A 15,639-nucleotide genomic window follows, 5' to 3' on the forward strand; every position below is an offset into this window, starting at 1 on the left:
ATTTAGCAACTCCTCAATTGCAGGGTGAACCCCAAGAAAGAGGATCGCTAGATGGGCGTAGTAAATTTCGAGACCGCGAGGCGTCGATCGAGGCGAGCATTCGCAGGACTGGTTCTTGGCGCGTCTGTGGTGGTCTTCGTGGCTACGGTTGTCGTAGGTACTCATTGGCAGTCCATTGCCACCGCCGCGGCGAATGCAGTGAGGACAGCCATGGACGCTGCTACCGAATTTGCGGCTTCCGACCCGACCGCGTACGCATCCGAGACGGACGCCAATGCGATAGGTAGCATTCCCGAAGAGGTTTCCCTTATTCCAAGACAAAGCCCAACGGGGCAGCGAGTGAGCCAGGCCTTCACCATATGCGGCGGGTCAAAGCGCGTTACATGTATCGTCGATGGCGACACATTCTGGCTGAATAGCAAGAAGATCCGCATAGCCGACATAGACACGCCCGAAATCGGAACGCCTCAGTGCGCGCGAGAATTGGCGCTTGGACAAAAGGCGAAGATGCGCTTGCAGGTCTTGTTAAGTGCGGGGCCGTTCGAAATGCACGCGTTGCCGGATAGGGAGGCCGACCAATACGGTAGGTCGCTCCGCATCCTCATGCGAAACGGCCAGTCGATCGGCGACAAGCTGGTGGCTGAAGGTCTCGCTCGCACCTGGGAGGGGCGGCGCCGGCCATGGTGTTAGAGGTCTCTCGACTCCGGCGCGAATTGGTGTGATCCTGCGTCATGGGTTGAGGGACAGGTTATGAGATTGGTATTCCTGACACCAGTGATTGTCGTCACCCTTATCGGGAGCGCGGCAGCGGCGGAGGACACAATTCAGTGGGGGACCGTCGCGGGGTGGAATATCGCGTCCGACAAGACCTTGGGTGGGTCGTGCTTCATGGCCACCTTCTTCGAAAACGGCATAGTCCTGCGTCTAGGGTTTCAGCAAAGGGGCGCACAGTTTCCTGCCTACTTCGCACTGGCTAGCAACGATTGGAAATCGATCGAGGTAGGGAAGGAATATCAACTTCGGATTCAGTTGGACAACAAAGATCCATGGGATGCGCCAGCAGTTGGCTTAAACCTCAATGGCCTGCCCGCGCTCATGGTCAGCTTCGGAGAGGCCAAATTTATAGGTGAGTTTGTCCGGCAGCATGCCTTCAAGGCGACCTTCAATGGAAGCCTCATCGCAAATTTGAGCCTGAAGGGGTCGGCGGTTGCCGCCCGGGAATTGGCGACATGTCAAAAGACAATTGATGGCATTCTCGACAATGGCACGCCTTCGACGAAAAGGGACCCTTTTTCGGTGAATGACCCTGCGCCGGAGAAGCGTGATCCATTCGCGCTCTAACAGCTTCCGCTTTCAAGGTTCCGGTATCGAGCTTGGTGCCGGTGATCATGTCGATCACTTCGGGGATGACCTTCTCGTCGCGCTCGGCATCGCGGCGGACGGTGCGCTCGTCTTTGCCACTGACCTTCGCCGTCTCGGCCGCAAACGATGCAGTGGACAAGTTGTCCGTTGCATTCCATCGCGCGTCCGCCCCTGCTACGCCGGCCCTCGTCTCGGGATGCAGTTCCTCGTAGATCGCCTTCCGCCGCGCCGTCTGCGAAGCCCGCTCTGCCGGAGACAACTCATGCCGGAGCTGAGGTCAGGAACCCTCGCTCTCGCCCCCCGACCCTAAGAGAGTATGGAGGCTCAACGCCCAGTCTTTTTCGGTTTCTCTCGCAAATCCCGAGCGGCCTTCAACGCGGCCGCCAGCGCTATCTTAGCTCGCATCTCCTCGGGGACCTTGGCGCCCGCCTGCCTTCGCGGCTCAGGTGAAGGCAAATGCGTAGCAGGTAAGCTAGGTTCGGCCAGGCGTTCTATCCGCTCGACCTCCCCGCCTCGTATACGCATCAATTTTCCGCTTAGCCGGAAGTAAGGCAGTCGATTGGTCCGCATGAGGTTTCGGATGTGTCTCTCGGAGCAGTTCCAGCGCTCGGCGAGTGAGGCGGGTGAAAACACAGCCGGTATCGCTTGTGGTTCGCTTTCAGGCTGATCTGCCGCTTGCATCGTATTTGCCCCTAGGCCGATTGATATCGAGCCATCTGCGCCGAGATCGATCGCAACACCTTTCTCGCGGGCTATATCCGCCGCCGCGCAAATTTCCTCTGCTGACCATCTTCCCAATGTTGAAAGAGCCATGTTTTCGTCCTTCTGCCGTCAAGAAGCATAACACAGTGGGGCGACCTATCAGCCTGGGGCCTGGTATAAAAACCGGGAACGTCTTTAACGAGTTGGATCAGGCCTGAAGAGGAAACAGGTCTTCACCACCGGAGTGCAGACGTGTGTGATGTCGCCGGCAGAACCAGCGGACAACAAGGGGCTTTCCATAATCGTCGTGGTGAGCGTCGACGCTCTCGCCGCCACAGACCTCGCAAACGCCCTTGGTCAGTGTTCCGCTCTTCAAGGCCCGTTGGACGGCTAGGTGTGCCCGATACTTCTCGGCATTGGCTCGACGCCAGTTCGCCTGCCGGGTATCCGTCTTCAGGTTCAAATCGTCCGTCATGCTACTCCCCAGCCGTGGCGACTCATCCGCTTAATTTACTAGAAGAGTACAGCGTCCTCGGCGAGGCTGGGTTTCGATGCTTTATCGTGGTCACGAAACCGTGAAGAGATTGAAGCGAGCACGGGAAGGTGGGCTAAAAGGTGGACCGAAATGCAATGCTTCGGCTGTAGCGCCTGAAAAACCGGGGTTTCTCTGAGAGTTATGGTGCCGCTTACGTGACTCGAACACGTGACCCCATCATTACGAATGATGTGCTCTACCGACTGAGCTAAAGCGGCCCTTGCCGGGTCCCGAAGCGTGTCGGGACCGGAATGGGTGCGCTGATAACCGCAATGGGAGGAGATTTCAAGCGGGGAGTTTCAACTTCCGCATTTTTCCTGTGCGGTGCAGCGGATCGAGGCGGGTCATGCGGCGCAGAGACGGCTCTTGGCCGCGTGATATTCGCGGTCCAGTCGGGCGACGAGGTCCTCGACGGGGGCGACGGCCTTGATCGCGCCGATGCCCTGGCCGCAGCCCCAGATGTCCTTCCAGGCCTTCGCCCCGGTGGTGGCCTTGTCGAAGTCCATCTTGGAAGGGTCGGCTTCCGGCAGATGGTCGGGATCCAGGCCGGCGGCGGCGATGGAAGGTTTCAGGTAGTTGCCGTGGATGCCGGTGAAATAGTTGGAATAGACGATGTCGGCACTCGCGCTGTCGACGATCGTCTGCTTGTAGGCCTCGCTCGCTCGCGCCTCGTTCGTCGCGATGAAGGGCGAGCCGATATAGGCCATGTCGGCGCCCATCGCCTCCGCCGCGAGAATGGCGCCGCCGGTCGCGATCGCGCCGGAAAGGAGGAGGGGGCCGTCGAACCATTCGCGGATCTCCTGGACCAGCGCGAAGGGCGAGAGGGTGCCGGCATGTCCGCCAGCGCCCGCGGCCACCGCGATCAGGCCGTCGGCCCCCTTGCGGATCGCCGAATTGGCGTGGCGGTTGTTGATGACGTCGTGCAGCACGATGCCGCCATAGGAGTGGATCGCCGCATTCACCTCCGGCACCGCGCCGAGCGAGGAGATGACCACCGGCACCTTGTATTTCACGCACATCATGAGGTCGTGCTCCAGCCGCTTGTTGGAGCGGTGGACGATCTGGTTGACGGCGAAGGGGGCGGCGGCGCGGCCGGGGTTCTTCGCATCGTGTGCGGCAAGGCCCTCGGTGATCTCCGCCAGCCATTCGTCGAGCTGGGATTCCGGGCGCGCATTCAGCGCCGGGAAGGCGCCGATGACACCGGCCTTGCATTGTGCAAGGGTCAGCGCGGGATGCGAGACGATGAAGAGCGGCGCACCGATGACGGGCAGGCGCAGCTTGTCCTTGAGGATCGCGGGCAGGGCCATGAGGGATGTCCTGTATGGTTTTGACGTTTACGAAAACGTCAAAACCATAGCAGCGAGCACTCCCGCTGAAAAGGGGCGGTGGGACGGCGGTCGCGGCGGGGCTTCGAGAGCATGTCCGCCAGAAGCGCGAAACGGGCTTGCGCCCGCAATCCCAGGGAAACCTGTCCCTCGCGATACCGGGGCATCGCATCGGAGCCGCAATCTCTTCCTGCAAGGAGCAGGGCGATCGCATATGGGGCTGAGGCGCCTCTCCCTTCTCCCTGCGGAGCGGAAGGGGAGAACGGTAACGTCGAACTCCATGGGCGATTGCCTTCTGCAAGGAGGGACATGCCCCGCTGCATTGTCCGCACCAGGAACGCACCAGGCCTGCCTCCCCTGACGGCGGAGCGGAGGCGAGCACGGGCACATGAATGAAGTGTCTGTCCGCGACAAATGGCGGGCGTCTGCGCAGGGGGCGAGGATTGCTGGGACCTGCGCCAGCGGGCCCGCCGCACGCGATCCATCGCCCCGTCGCGGCGCTTATCCCCGGCCAAGCAGGGGCAGTTTCGGCTGGAAGGCTTGCGCAAATTCCCGGCAAACGTTACGCAAATGCTAACGAAAGCCGGAAAGTGGAGCTCGTTCCACAGTGTATCATGGCCGCGGTCTCGCGCGGCTCCCGCAGAAGGGTCGGATGTGAGCGGACTGGAGACGGCAATCAGAAACGCGCTGGCGCGCTCGGAACGCGCCAATGCCGAAGTTCGGGCGCGGATCTACCAGTCGGCGCGCAACGCGCTGGAGGCGGGCCTGCGCAAGCAGGAGATCAACGACCCCGAGACGATCGCCGGCCAGCGCCACCGGCTGGAAGCCACCATTCACCAGATCGAGGCGGAAGAGCGCGCGCAGCTTTCGGCGGCGCCGGCCCGCGAGGTTCGCGTCGAGCCGGCGGTCGAGGCACGGCCGGAACCGGTGCTGCGCGCCGAGCGGGAGGATCGCCCCGAGCAGCGCCTGGAGGCGGATCGGCCGTCGGCGGCAAGCGATATCGGTGCCCTCCGCCCCGAACGCGAGGACGGCTTTGCCAAGAGCACGCCGAATACGGCCTCCGCTGCCGCTGCCGCCAGCGAGGCATCGGATTTTCGTCCCGAGCGGGTCGCCAAGGCGCGCAAGCGGCGCGGCCGGCTGTTCTCCTTCCTGCTCGTCGTGGCGACGCTGATTGCTGCCGGCGGTGCGCTTGCCTGGTGGGTGCAGACGAGCGGCCTGCTCCAGGAACTGCGCAGCGGCGCGGACGGCTCGACGCCGCCGGCCACCGTTTCCGGCGAGGACTTTTCCGGCGAGGACCCCATCAAGAAGGCGCTCGACACGCAGAGCCGCTTCTCTTCCGACTGGCGGGCCGTGTTCTCGCCGGGCGATGCGGCACGGCTGTCCGCCGGCACGTCGGGCCGTTTCGAGGCGGTCAGCACCAATGAGGGGCCTGCCGTGCGCGTAACCTCCACCAATCCGGAGCGCGAGGGCGCGGTGCTGATCGAGGTTTCGCCCGAAATCCTCGGCGAGATGGGCGGCAAGACCTCGACGATCGCCATGACCGTGCAGTCGGTCAACGGCAAGCCGGTGCAGGTCGCGGTCGAATGCGATTTCTCCACCATGGGCGGCTGCGGCCGCCATCGCTTCACCGTGTCGGAGCGGACCGACATCCTGTTCCAGGTGGAATTCGACCGCTCGCTCTCGCCGAGCGAGCCGGGCCATCTCGTGCTGAACAGCGACATCACCGGCGGGGATGCGAGCGTGAACCTCTACGCCGTCCGCATCCTGCCGGGCGAATGAGCCGCCTGCCGCCTACTTGAGGAAGCCCGGCCCCGCGCCGACGATCTTTTTGTCGATCTCGCCAATCGCCTTCTCGTCCTTGCCCTCGTAGTCGAGCGTCCCGAGGATGTGGCGGATCAGATTGATGCGGGCGCGGCGCTTGTCATTGGCGCGGATCACGGTCCAGGGGGCGTGGTCCGTATGGGTTTCCTTCAGCATGCGATCGCGCTTGTCCGTGTAGTCGCCCCACTTGTTGAGCGCGGCGATGTCCATCGGCGAGAGCTTCCAGACCTTGAGCGGATCGTGTCGGCGGTCGTGGAAGCGCTTCAGCTGCATTTCCCGGCCGATGTTGAGCCAGAACTTGAAGAGCTGGATGTCTTCCGCGACGATCATCTTCTCGAAGCGCGGCGTCTCCTTCAGGAATTTTTCGTATTGCTCCGGCGTGCAGAAGCCCATCACCGGCTCGACGCCGGCACGGTTGTACCAGGAGCGGTCGAACAGCACGAACTCGCCCGATGTCGGAAAGGTCGCGACATAGCGCTGGAAATACCATTGGCCGCGCTCGGTCTCGGTCGGCTTCGTCAGCGCCACGATGCGCGCGGAGCGCGGGTTCATGTAGGACATGGTGGCGTGGATCGCGCCGCCCTTGCCGGCCGCATCCCGCCCCTCGAACACCGCCATCACGCGCTTGCCGGTCTTCTGCTGCCAGAACTGCACCTTGACCAGCTCGATCTGCAGAAGCTTCAGGGTCCTTTCGTAGTCCTTGTTGTCGAGTTTCTTGTCGTAGGGATAGTCGTCGGAGCCGAAGGCCTTTTCCTCGATCCAGTCGGGCAGCTTGGGATCGTCGATATCGAACACCCGCTTCTTGCCGCCGATGTCCAGTTCAACGGCCCGGTTTTCGACCTTTTCCGCCATCGTCCACTCCTTGAAATCACAGGGCGCGGCCGATGCCGCATCGCCGCAGGTGGCCACAACCGGATTGCGAATTCAAGCGCGCCGTGAAAAACATGTCATGAAGCCGCGCTATCCATGGAGAATCGATGGAGGCCGCGGAGGACGGGATGCTTGCGAGGGAATGGGTGGCGGTGACGGATCAGCGGACGGGTCTCGGCTGGCTGGCGGCGCAACTGTGGGGCGAGCGGGTGCTCATTGCCTCGGCCGTCTTCGTCGGCTTCATGATGTGGCTCGCGGGCCTGCATCTCGGCTGGGTGTCCTTCGCCGTTCTCCTGCTCGTCATTGCCGGCCTCTTGCGCACGGAACGGCGCCTGGTGGAGGCCGGCGGCAGGACCATGGCGGCCTCCGCCAGTCCGGTGCCGGAGGTTCAGGCCGCCGTCCCGCCTGCCGATGACCTTTCCGCCATTGCCGCGGTTCTCGGCGCGCTTGATGCGCCCGCCCTGCTGCTCTCGGGCCGCGAGACGGTCAAATTGCAGAACCGCGCGGCCGAGGCGATCTTCGGCGTGATCCCGCGCGGCAGCGACCTGGCCGGCCGCATCCGCGCCCCGGGTATCCTCGACATGGTGCGCGACGCGATCGCCAGCGGCCAGACGCGGGAGACCGAGCATGCCGAGCGTCTGCCGTCGGAAACGGTCTATGTCGTGCGCATCGCGCCGCTCGCCGAGCGGGCGGGCGAGCCCCTGTGGCTGCTGACCTTCCGCGACGTCTCGCAGGCCCGCCGTATCGATCGCATGCGGTCCGATTTCGTCGCCAATGCCAGCCACGAGCTGCGCACCCCGCTCGCCTCGCTGCGCGGCTTCATCGAGACGCTGCAGGGCCCGGCGAAGAACGATGCGAAGGCGCACGAACGCTTCCTCGGCATCATGCACGAGCAGGCGACGCGCATGAGCCGCCTCGTCGACGACCTGCTCTCGCTCTCCCGCCTTGAGCTGCGTTCGAACCTGACGCTGGACCAGACCGTCGATCTCGTACCGCTGCTCGGCCATGTGCGCGACAGCCTGCAGCCGCTCGCCTCCGATCTCGGGGTGGAGGTTGCGCTCGACCTGCCGAAGCACCCGGTCACCGTTCCCGGCGACCGCGACGAACTGGTCGAGGTCTTCGAGAACCTGATCGAAAACGCCTGCAAATACGGCCAGGAGGGCAAGCGGGTGGATGTCGTGCTTTCCGGCGGCGGCGACGTTCCCGTCGAATTCTCCGTCACCGATTACGGCCCCGGCATTCCCCCGGAGCATGTGCCGCGCATCACCGAACGTTTCTATCGGGTTAACGTGGAAGCGAGCCGGTCCAAGAAGGGCACAGGCCTCGGCCTTGCCATCGTCAAGCACATCCTCACCCGCCACCGGGCGCGCCTCGTGGTGAAGTCCGAGGTGGGCAAGGGCACGGTCTTCACCGTCAAATTCTGACACAAAGGATGGCGCTCCTGTCGTCCCGATGAAAATAGCGCAGCAATTTCAGATATTTGTTGTGTCACAAATGTTTCGTCAAACTGACATAAAAGGGAGGGCGATCGGGGTTTAGAGAAGGGCCGCCGGTCAACGGCAGAGAGCGCAGAACAGCGCACCACACACGTCCTCTTCGGGAGAACCCAGATGAAATCTCTTAAGCTCACTGTTGCGGCGCTCGTTGCCTCCGCCGCATTCGCAGGCGTTGCCGTTGCGCGCGACCAGGTCCAGATCGCCGGCTCGTCCACCGTTCTTCCCTACGCCAAGATCGTCGCCGAGACGTTCGGCGAGACCTTCCCCGACTTCAAGACGCCGATCGTCGAGTCCGGTGGTTCTTCCGGCGGCCTGAAGGAATTCTGCAAGGGCGTCGGCCCGAACACCATCGACATCGCCAACTCCTCGCGCCCGATCAAGGACAGCGAAGTGGAGGCCTGCAAGGCAGCCGGCGTGACCGAGATCCAGGAAGTCAAGATCGGCTATGACGGCATCGTGTTCGCCACCGACGCCGGCAATGCCGACCTGAAGCTCGAGCCGAAGGATCTCTACCAGGCGCTCGCCGCCGAAGTCGTCGTCGACGGCAAGCTCGTCGCCAACCCCTACAAGAAGTGGTCGGAAGTCAACAAGGACCTGCCGGACGTCGAGATCGCCGCCTATATCCCCGGCGAAAAGCACGGCACGCGCGAAGTCTTCGAAGAGAAGATCCTCGCTCACGGCTGCAAGGACTCGGGCGCCCAGGACGTCATCAAGGCGGCCGTCGCTGACGAGAAGGAACAGCTCTCCAAGTGCGTAGCCGTCCGCAAGGATGGCCTGGCCGTTGACATCGACGGCGACTACACCGAGACGCTCGCCCGCATCGCTGCCAACAAGTCCGGCATCGGCGTGTTCGGCCTCTCCTTCTACGAAAACAACGCCGACAAGCTGAAGGTCGCCACCGTCAACGGCATCGTTCCGTCGACCGAGACGATCGCTTCGGGCGAATACCCGGTTTCCCGCCCGCTGTTCTTCTACGTCAAGAAGGCACATCTCGGCGTCATCCCGGGCCTGAAGGAATATGTCGAGTTCTTCACGAGCGACGACATGATCGGCCCGGATTCCCCGCTGGCTGAATACGGCCTCGTCGCCGCTCCGGATGCCGAGCGCGAAGAGATCCGCAAGACCTTCGCCGACGGCAAGATCATGTAATGAACGTCGGCCGGCACGGTATTTCGCAAGAATGCCGGGCCGGCCACTCCCTTTGGGCGGTTTCGCCCACGTCATGTTCTTCGACCGGGAATGGGGCGCCTTGTCGAACGGTCGGGGCGGGCACTCGGCACGCTCAGGGCGGATGATCTCGCCGGGAGAATTTTCTCAATGAGTATTTCCCTTCTACTGCTTATCGTCGCCGTCATCGGCGTGGTGGGCTATCTTATCGGCAGCTGGCGCGCCAACGCGCTTGCCGGCGGCAAGCTTTCCAGTCTGCATTCCCGGCCGGGCTACTATGGCTCCTTCGTCGCCATCTGGTCCATGCTGCCGGCCATCGCCATCCTGCTGGTCTGGATCATCGCGAGCCCGATCTATATCGGTTCGGCGGTGCGCGGCGGCTTCCCCGACGAGGTGAAGGCCGAGCCGCAGGCGACGCAGAACCTCAACTACAACATGATCGGCGCCATTGCCCGCGGCTTCAAGCTGCTCTCGGCGGAAGAGCGCGATGCGCTGTTCAAGGACGGCACCGCCGCCCGCGAGGTGCTGGGCAGCAAGGGCGTGCCGCTCGCGGCCGACCCGGCGCCCTACATGCTGACGGCCGCCGACGACCTCAACCGCATGACGACGGCAAGCAGCACGTTCCTGTCGATCCTCGTCGTGATCGCCGCGCTTGCCGGCGGTGCCTTCGCCTACCGCGCGATCGCGCCGAAATTCCGCGCCCGCAACCGCGTCGAGGGCGTCATGCTGGTCGGCCTCATCGTCGCCTCGTCCATCGCGATCCTGACGACCGTCGGCATCGTCGCGTCGATGGCGACGGAAGCGATCAGCTTCTTCAACATGGTCCCGGCCTGGGAGTTCTTCTTCGGCACGACCTGGGACCCGCGCTTCGCCGCCGCCGGCGCCACGGATTCCTCCGGCCAGTTCGGCCTGATCCCGCTGCTCGCCGGCACCCTCTATATCGGCTTCGTCGCCATGCTCGTCGCCGTGCCGGTCGGCCTCTTCGCCGCCATCTACATGTCGGAATATGCCTCGCGCCACGTCCGCTCGGTGGCCAAGCCGCTGCTCGAAGTGCTCGCCGGCATCCCGACCATCGTCTACGGCTTCTTCGCCCTGGTGACCGTCGGCCCGTTCCTGCGCGACATCTCCGCCCAGCTGAGCGGCCTCGTCACCGGCAACTATGCCAGCTTCATCCAGGCGCAGAGCGTTCTGACGGCCGGTTTCGTCATGGGCATCATGCTGATCCCCTACGTCTCCTCGCTGTCCGACGACATCATCACCGCCGTGCCGCGGGCGCTGCGTGACGGTTCGCTCGGCCTCGGCGCCACCCGCTCGGAAACGATCAAGCGCGTTATCCTGCCCGCCGCTCTTCCTGGCATCGTCGGCGCGCTTCTGATGACCGCGTCCCGCGCCGTCGGCGAAACCATGATCGTGGTGCTGGCCGCCGGCGTTGCCGCCCGCATGCAGCTCAACCCCTTCGAGCCGATGACGACCGTGACGGTCAAGATCGTCAACCAGCTGACGGGCGACCTCGAATTCACCTCGCCGCAGACGCTGGTGGCCTTCGCGCTCGGCATCACGCTCTTCGTCATCACGCTTTGCCTCAACATCTACGCCCTCTACATCGTGCGCAAATACCGGGAGCAGTACGAATGAGCCAGGTCTCCACGAGCCCCTCGATGACCGCCCTCGGCGTCACCGCAAAACCCGAGCGCCGCGATATCGGCCTCGGTCGCCGCTACGCCGCAGAGCGCCGCTTCCGCCTCTACGGCATGGCAGCGATCGCCTTCGGTCTCCTCTTCCTGTTCCTCCTGCTCTTCTCGGTCGTCTCCAAGGGCTACACCGCGTTCCAGCAGACGATGATCACCATCCCGGTCGAGTTCTCCGCCGAGATCATCGACAAGGACAACGAGCGCGCCACCAACCCGCAGAAGCTGGTTTCGGCCAACTATCCGGTCGTTGCGCGCAATGCGCTCGCCAAGGTGCTGGGCGTCGGCGAAGACGACCGTGCCGGCCTGAGGGCGGTCAACGGCATGATCTCGGACAGCGTCCGCGTGCAGTTCCGTAATCTCGTCACCGCCGATCCGTCGATCATCGGCACGACCCGGACCGTGACCTTCCTCGCGCACGGCGACCTCGATTCCGCCTTCAAGGGCCAGATCGACCTCGCCGTGCCGGAAAACAACCGCAAGGTCTCCGACAAGCAGGTCGGCTGGATGAACACGCTCGCCGAAAGCGGCGCGCTCGCCAAGCACTTCAACACCGGCCTGTTCACCAATGGCGCATCCAGCCGTCCGGAAGCCGCCGGCGTCGGCGTCGCGGCCATCGGCTCGCTCTACATGATGCTGATCGTGCTCGTGCTCTCGCTGCCGATCGGCGTCGCCGCCTCGATCTATCTCGAAGAGTTCGCCCCGAAGAACCGCTTCACCGACCTTATCGAGGTGAACATCAACAACCTCGCCGCGGTGCCCTCCATCGTCTACGGTCTTCTCGGCCTTGCCGTCTTCGTCAACTTCGCGGGCTTCCCTCGCTCGGCGGCCCTCGTCGGCGGCCTGGTGCTGACCCTCATGACGCTGCCGACGATCATCATCGCGACCCGCGCCGCGCTGAAGGCCGTACCGCCGTCGATCCGCTCGGCGGCCCTCGGCCTCGGCGCCTCGAAGATGCAGACCGTGTTCCACCATGTGCTGCCGCTCGCCATGCCGGGCATCCTGACGGGCACGATCATCGGCCTTGCCCATGCGCTCGGCGAAACCGCGCCGCTGCTGCTCATCGGCATGGTCGCCTTCGTCGCCGATGTGCCGGCAACGCCGATGGATCCGGCGACGGCCCTTCCGGTGCAGATCTACATGTGGGCGAACGAGGCGGAGCGCGCCTTCGTGGAGCGCACGTCCGGGGCCATCATCGTGCTCCTCATCTTCCTCATCCTCATGAATGTTGGCGCTATCCTGTTGCGCCGCCGTTTCGAACGGCGCTGGTAGAAGGACCGGTCTTATGAACATGATGTCAGAAGCAGCAGTCGAGAAAGCGCTGGACAAGAAAATGAACGACATTTCCTACAAGATGATCGGCAAGGACGTCTCGGTCTATTACGGCGACAAGCGCGCCCTCTACGACGTCAACCTGAACGTCCGCGAGAACACCGTGACCGCGCTCATCGGCCCGTCGGGCTGCGGCAAGTCGACCTTCCTGCGCACGCTGAACCGCATGAACGACACGATCGACGGCTGCCGCGTCACCGGCCGCATCACGCTCGACACGGACGATATCTACGATCCGGCGATCGACGTCGTGGAACTGCGCGCCCGCGTCGGCATGGTCTTCCAGAAGCCGAATCCCTTCCCGAAGTCGATCTACGAGAACGTCGCCTACGGGCCGCGCATCCATGGTCTTGCCAAGTCGAAGGTCGATCTCGACGCCATCGTCGAGCGGAGCCTGCAGAAGGCTGGCCTGTGGAACGAGGTGAAGGACCGCCTGCAAGAGGGTGGCACCGGCCTCTCCGGCGGCCAGCAGCAGCGCCTGTGCATCGCCAGAGCCGTCGCCGTCAGCCCCGAAGTCATCCTGATGGACGAGCCCTGCTCGGCGCTCGATCCGATCGCGACCGCCAAGGTCGAGGAGCTGATCCACGAGCTGCGCGCCAACTTCACCATCGTCATCGTGACGCACTCGATGCAGCAGGCGGCCCGCGTCTCGCAGCGCACCGCCATGTTCCACCTCGGCAACCTCGTCGAGGAGAACGACACCGACAAGATGTTCACCAATCCGGATGACCAGCGCACGCAGGACTACATCATGGGCCGCTTCGGCTGACGGCTAACGGCTGACGCTGAACCCCTGAACCCCGAGTGCATTAAGGACAAAGCCATGTCATCGAGCCATATCGTCTCCATCTACGACGAAGAACTGAAATACCTTTCCCGCCGCATCTCCGAAATGGGCGGCACGGCCGAGCAGATGGTGGCCGATTCCGTCCGAGCGCTCGTCACGACGGATGCCGCGCTGGCCCAGAAGGTCATCTCCGAGGACGTCATCCTCGACACCGCCGAACGCCAGATCAACGACAAGGCGATCGTCACCATCGCCAAGCGCCAGCCGATGGCGGCGGACCTGCGCGAGATCATGGGGGCGATCCGCATCGCCGCCGAGCTGGAGCGCGTCGGCGACCTCGGCAAGAACACCGCCAAGCGCGTCATCGCCGTCCAGAGCTCCGGCATGCCGCGCAAGCTGGCCCGCGGCCTCGAGCACCTCGCCGAGCTCGCGCTGATGCAGCTCAAGGAAGTGCTCGACGTCTACGCCACCCGCTCGATCGAGAAGGCCAAGGCCATCCGCGAGCGCGACGACGAGATCGATGCGATCTATACCTCGTTGTTCCGCGAGCTCCTCACCTACATGATGGAAGACCCGCGCAACATCACGCCCTGCACGCATCTCCTGTTCTGCGCCAAGAACATCGAGCGCATCGGCGACCATGCGACCAACATCGCCGAAACCATCTACTACATGGCGACCGGCTCGCAGCCGGAGGGCGAGCGTCCTAAGGACGATACCTCGACCTCCGTCGTCGCGGCCGGCGTCGCCGACGCGTCCGAGTAAAGAGAGCAGGATTCGCTTCATGGTGCCCAGAATTGCCGTCGTGGAAGACGAGGAGGCTCTCAGCGTCCTCCTGCGTTACAATCTGGAAGCGGAAGGTTTCGAGGTCGATACGATCCTCTCCGGTGACGAGGCCGAGATGCGCTTGCAGGAGCGCATGCCGGACCTCCTCATCCTCGACTGGATGCTGCCCGGCGTCTCCGGCATCGAACTGTGCCGGCGCCTGCGCCAGCGTCCGGAAACCGAGCGCCTGCCGATCATCATGCTGACGGCGCGCGGCGAGGAGAGCGAGCGCGTGCGCGGCCTTGCCACCGGCGCGGACGACTATGTGGTCAAGCCCTTCTCGACGCCGGAACTCGTCGCCCGCGTGCGGGCGATGCTGCGCCGGGCCAAGCCCGAGGTTGTCTCGACGGTGCTGCGTTGCGGCGACATCGAGCTCGACCGCGAGACACACCGCGTCCACCGCCGCACCCGCGAGGTCCGCCTCGGCCCGACGGAGTTCCGTCTCCTGGAATTCCTGATGACCTCGCCCGGCCGCGTCTTCTCGCGCTCGCAGCTTCTCGATGGCGTCTGGGGCCACGACATCTATGTCGACGAACGCACCGTCGACGTGCATGTGGGGCGCCTGCGCAAGGCGCTCAACTTCGCCAACATGCAGGACGTCATCCGCACCGTGCGCGGCGCGGGCTATTCACTGGAGGCCTGAGCGAACGGGATTCCTCCCAAGGACGGAAATGGGCCCTCAGGGGCCTGTTTGCGTTTGTGCGGGGCCGGCGGATGAGGGGCTATCCTGCGCCGCAAACGAAAACGGACCCTTTCGGGCCCGCATCGCATGTCCTGCCGTGGGAAACGTTACCGCATCCGCCGGCGCTCGGCCGAGGGCTGGTAGGCGAGGCGCTGGTGGTAGGTGCAGTAGGGCGAGTTGTCCGGGGACTCGTTGCCGCAGAAGTGGAAGTCGTCGTTGAGCGGGTCGCCGATCGGCCATTTGCAGGTGCGTTCGGTGAGCTGGGTCAGCTCCAGCCGGCGCGACATCGGCACGACCACGTTGTTGCCGTTGGCCGGAACCGGGAGCTGCTCGGCCTGCGTCTCGAAATCGATCTCTTCCTTGGGGATGGTGTTGCCGGCCGGCCGGGCGACGGCACGGGTGGTGACCGGACGGGCCGTGAAATTCGACGGGCGCGGCGTCGCCGGGGCCGGGCGCTTCGGGCGTGCCGCGGCCTGCGTGCCGCCGGCCTTGGCGCGGCCGGGCAGGTTCAGCCGGTGCACCTTGCCGATGACTGCGTTGCGGCTGACGCCGCCGAGCTGCGCCGCGATCTGGCTCGCGCTCAAGCCCTCGCTCCAGAGTTTCTTGAGTTTCTCGACGCGCTCGTCTGTCCAGTTCATGTTTTCGTCTCCGCTCGGCGCCCAGGATGCGGGAATCCCTCGTCGTGTTCCGGACGGGTCCGGAACCTGAACGCCCTAACTCTTTTGGTGACTAGTTCCGCCGCATGCAGTCTAGTAATTGGTCTTCAACCTAGAGACCGGTGGACTCTGTGACAAGAGTCGCCGGAATCCGGGCGAATCGATTTCGGAGTTTTCCCCAACTTGCTGGTCGGGTGTGACTCGATAGAGACACCTTCCGTGCGTGCCGCGAATCCTCACCTTGCGGGATGTTCAGCGCCATTTCGGGCGCGATTTTGTTGACATCCCAATGGGAAATGCCGATAGTGCGGCATGCCGCCGAAAGGCGGCTTTTGGTTTTTCTGAAGCCCGGAAAAGTCAAGCCGCATTCCTGTTTTTCCGCATCTCTTTT

Annotated in this window: 15 protein-coding genes and 1 tRNA gene; 10 read left to right on the forward strand and 6 right to left on the reverse strand. The window is 63.9% G+C overall.

What is annotated here, in order from left to right:
• Nucleotides 1-210: 210 nt before the first annotated feature.
• Together WMC41_RS00620 and WMC41_RS00625 are read left to right on the forward strand one after the other, a co-directional pair.
• Nucleotides 211-690: a thermonuclease family protein gene (locus WMC41_RS00620; protein WP_432346656.1), complete on the forward strand. Its 480-nt coding sequence runs from the start codon at nt 211-213 to the stop codon at nt 688-690.
• 60 nt (nt 691-750) lie between these two features.
• A complete protein-coding gene (locus WMC41_RS00625) occupies nt 751-1,341 on the forward strand; it encodes a hypothetical protein (protein ID WP_432346658.1) in 591 nt (196 codons plus the stop codon).
• A gap of 345 nt (nt 1,342-1,686) precedes the next feature.
• Here the strand turns inward: WMC41_RS00625 and WMC41_RS00630 are convergent, their stop codons facing one another.
• The 4 genes from WMC41_RS00630 to WMC41_RS00645 form a co-directional block, all read right to left on the reverse strand.
• Nucleotides 1,687-2,175, reverse strand: coding sequence for a hypothetical protein (locus WMC41_RS00630; protein ID WP_432346660.1), 489 nt, complete (start codon nt 2,173-2,175; stop codon nt 1,687-1,689).
• Nucleotides 2,176-2,272: 97 nt separating this feature from the next.
• Nucleotides 2,273-2,539 carry a hypothetical protein gene (locus WMC41_RS00635; protein WP_432346662.1) on the reverse strand — a complete coding sequence of 89 codons (267 nt, stop codon included), beginning with the start codon at nt 2,537-2,539 and terminating at the stop codon, nt 2,273-2,275.
• A 202-nt stretch (nt 2,540-2,741) separates the two neighbouring features.
• Nucleotides 2,742-2,817, reverse strand: a tRNA-Thr gene (locus WMC41_RS00640).
• Nucleotides 2,818-2,943: 126 nt separating this feature from the next.
• Nucleotides 2,944-3,906 (reverse strand): NAD(P)H-dependent flavin oxidoreductase, encoded by a 963-nt coding sequence (locus WMC41_RS00645; protein ID WP_432346664.1) that lies wholly within the window; start codon nt 3,904-3,906, stop codon nt 2,944-2,946.
• A 672-nt stretch (nt 3,907-4,578) separates the two neighbouring features.
• Between WMC41_RS00645 and WMC41_RS00650 the strand changes: the two genes are divergently transcribed.
• Nucleotides 4,579-5,703 (forward strand): biotin transporter BioY, encoded by a 1,125-nt coding sequence (locus WMC41_RS00650; RefSeq protein ID WP_432346666.1) that lies wholly within the window; start codon nt 4,579-4,581, stop codon nt 5,701-5,703.
• 12 nt (nt 5,704-5,715) lie between these two features.
• On the opposite strand, the gene ppk2 is transcribed toward WMC41_RS00650, so the two are convergent.
• A complete protein-coding gene (ppk2, locus tag WMC41_RS00655) occupies nt 5,716-6,597 on the reverse strand; it encodes a polyphosphate kinase 2 (protein WP_244767325.1) in 882 nt (293 codons plus the stop codon).
• Nucleotides 6,598-6,743: 146 nt separating this feature from the next.
• Between ppk2 and phoR the strand changes: the two genes are divergently transcribed.
• The 7 genes from phoR to phoB all read left to right on the forward strand — a co-directional run bounded on the left by phoR (nt 6,744) and on the right by phoB (nt 14,553).
• On the forward strand, nt 6,744-8,039 hold the full coding sequence (gene phoR, locus WMC41_RS00660; protein WP_272804267.1) for a phosphate regulon sensor histidine kinase PhoR: 1,296 nt from the start codon (nt 6,744-6,746) through the stop codon (nt 8,037-8,039).
• 186 nt (nt 8,040-8,225) lie between these two features.
• A complete protein-coding gene (locus WMC41_RS00665) occupies nt 8,226-9,260 on the forward strand; it encodes a substrate-binding domain-containing protein (protein WP_244767327.1) in 1,035 nt (344 codons plus the stop codon).
• Nucleotides 9,261-9,428: 168 nt separating this feature from the next.
• A complete protein-coding gene (pstC, locus tag WMC41_RS00670) occupies nt 9,429-10,913 on the forward strand; it encodes a phosphate ABC transporter permease subunit PstC (protein ID WP_244767328.1) in 1,485 nt (494 codons plus the stop codon).
• Nucleotides 10,910-12,238, forward strand: a complete 1,329-nt coding sequence (gene pstA, locus WMC41_RS00675; protein ID WP_288078403.1) for a phosphate ABC transporter permease PstA — start codon at nt 10,910-10,912, stop codon at nt 12,236-12,238. The genes pstC and pstA overlap by 4 nt, the downstream gene beginning before the upstream one ends.
• Nucleotides 12,239-12,251: 13 nt before the next feature.
• Entirely contained in the window at nt 12,252-13,067 is an 816-nt protein-coding gene (pstB, locus tag WMC41_RS00680; protein WP_432346670.1) for a phosphate ABC transporter ATP-binding protein PstB, read from the forward strand.
• Between the two features lie 54 nt (nt 13,068-13,121).
• Nucleotides 13,122-13,850 carry a phosphate signaling complex protein PhoU gene (phoU, locus tag WMC41_RS00685; RefSeq protein WP_244767331.1) on the forward strand — a complete coding sequence of 243 codons (729 nt, stop codon included), beginning with the start codon at nt 13,122-13,124 and terminating at the stop codon, nt 13,848-13,850.
• Nucleotides 13,851-13,869: 19 nt separating this feature from the next.
• Nucleotides 13,870-14,553, forward strand: coding sequence for a phosphate regulon transcriptional regulator PhoB (gene phoB, locus WMC41_RS00690; protein ID WP_244767332.1), 684 nt, complete (start codon nt 13,870-13,872; stop codon nt 14,551-14,553).
• Nucleotides 14,554-14,699: 146 nt separating this feature from the next.
• Here phoB and WMC41_RS00695 read toward each other — a convergent pair whose 3' ends face one another.
• The gene (locus WMC41_RS00695; RefSeq protein WP_432346673.1) at nt 14,700-15,230 is read right to left on the reverse strand and encodes a GcrA family cell cycle regulator; all 531 of its coding nucleotides are present in this window, start codon (nt 15,228-15,230) and stop codon (nt 14,700-14,702) included.
• Nucleotides 15,231-15,639 lie beyond the last annotated feature (409 nt).

The organism is Shinella yambaruensis, from assembly GCF_050859155.1.
Taxonomy (GTDB): Bacteria; Pseudomonadota; Alphaproteobacteria; order Rhizobiales; family Rhizobiaceae; genus Shinella; species Shinella yambaruensis.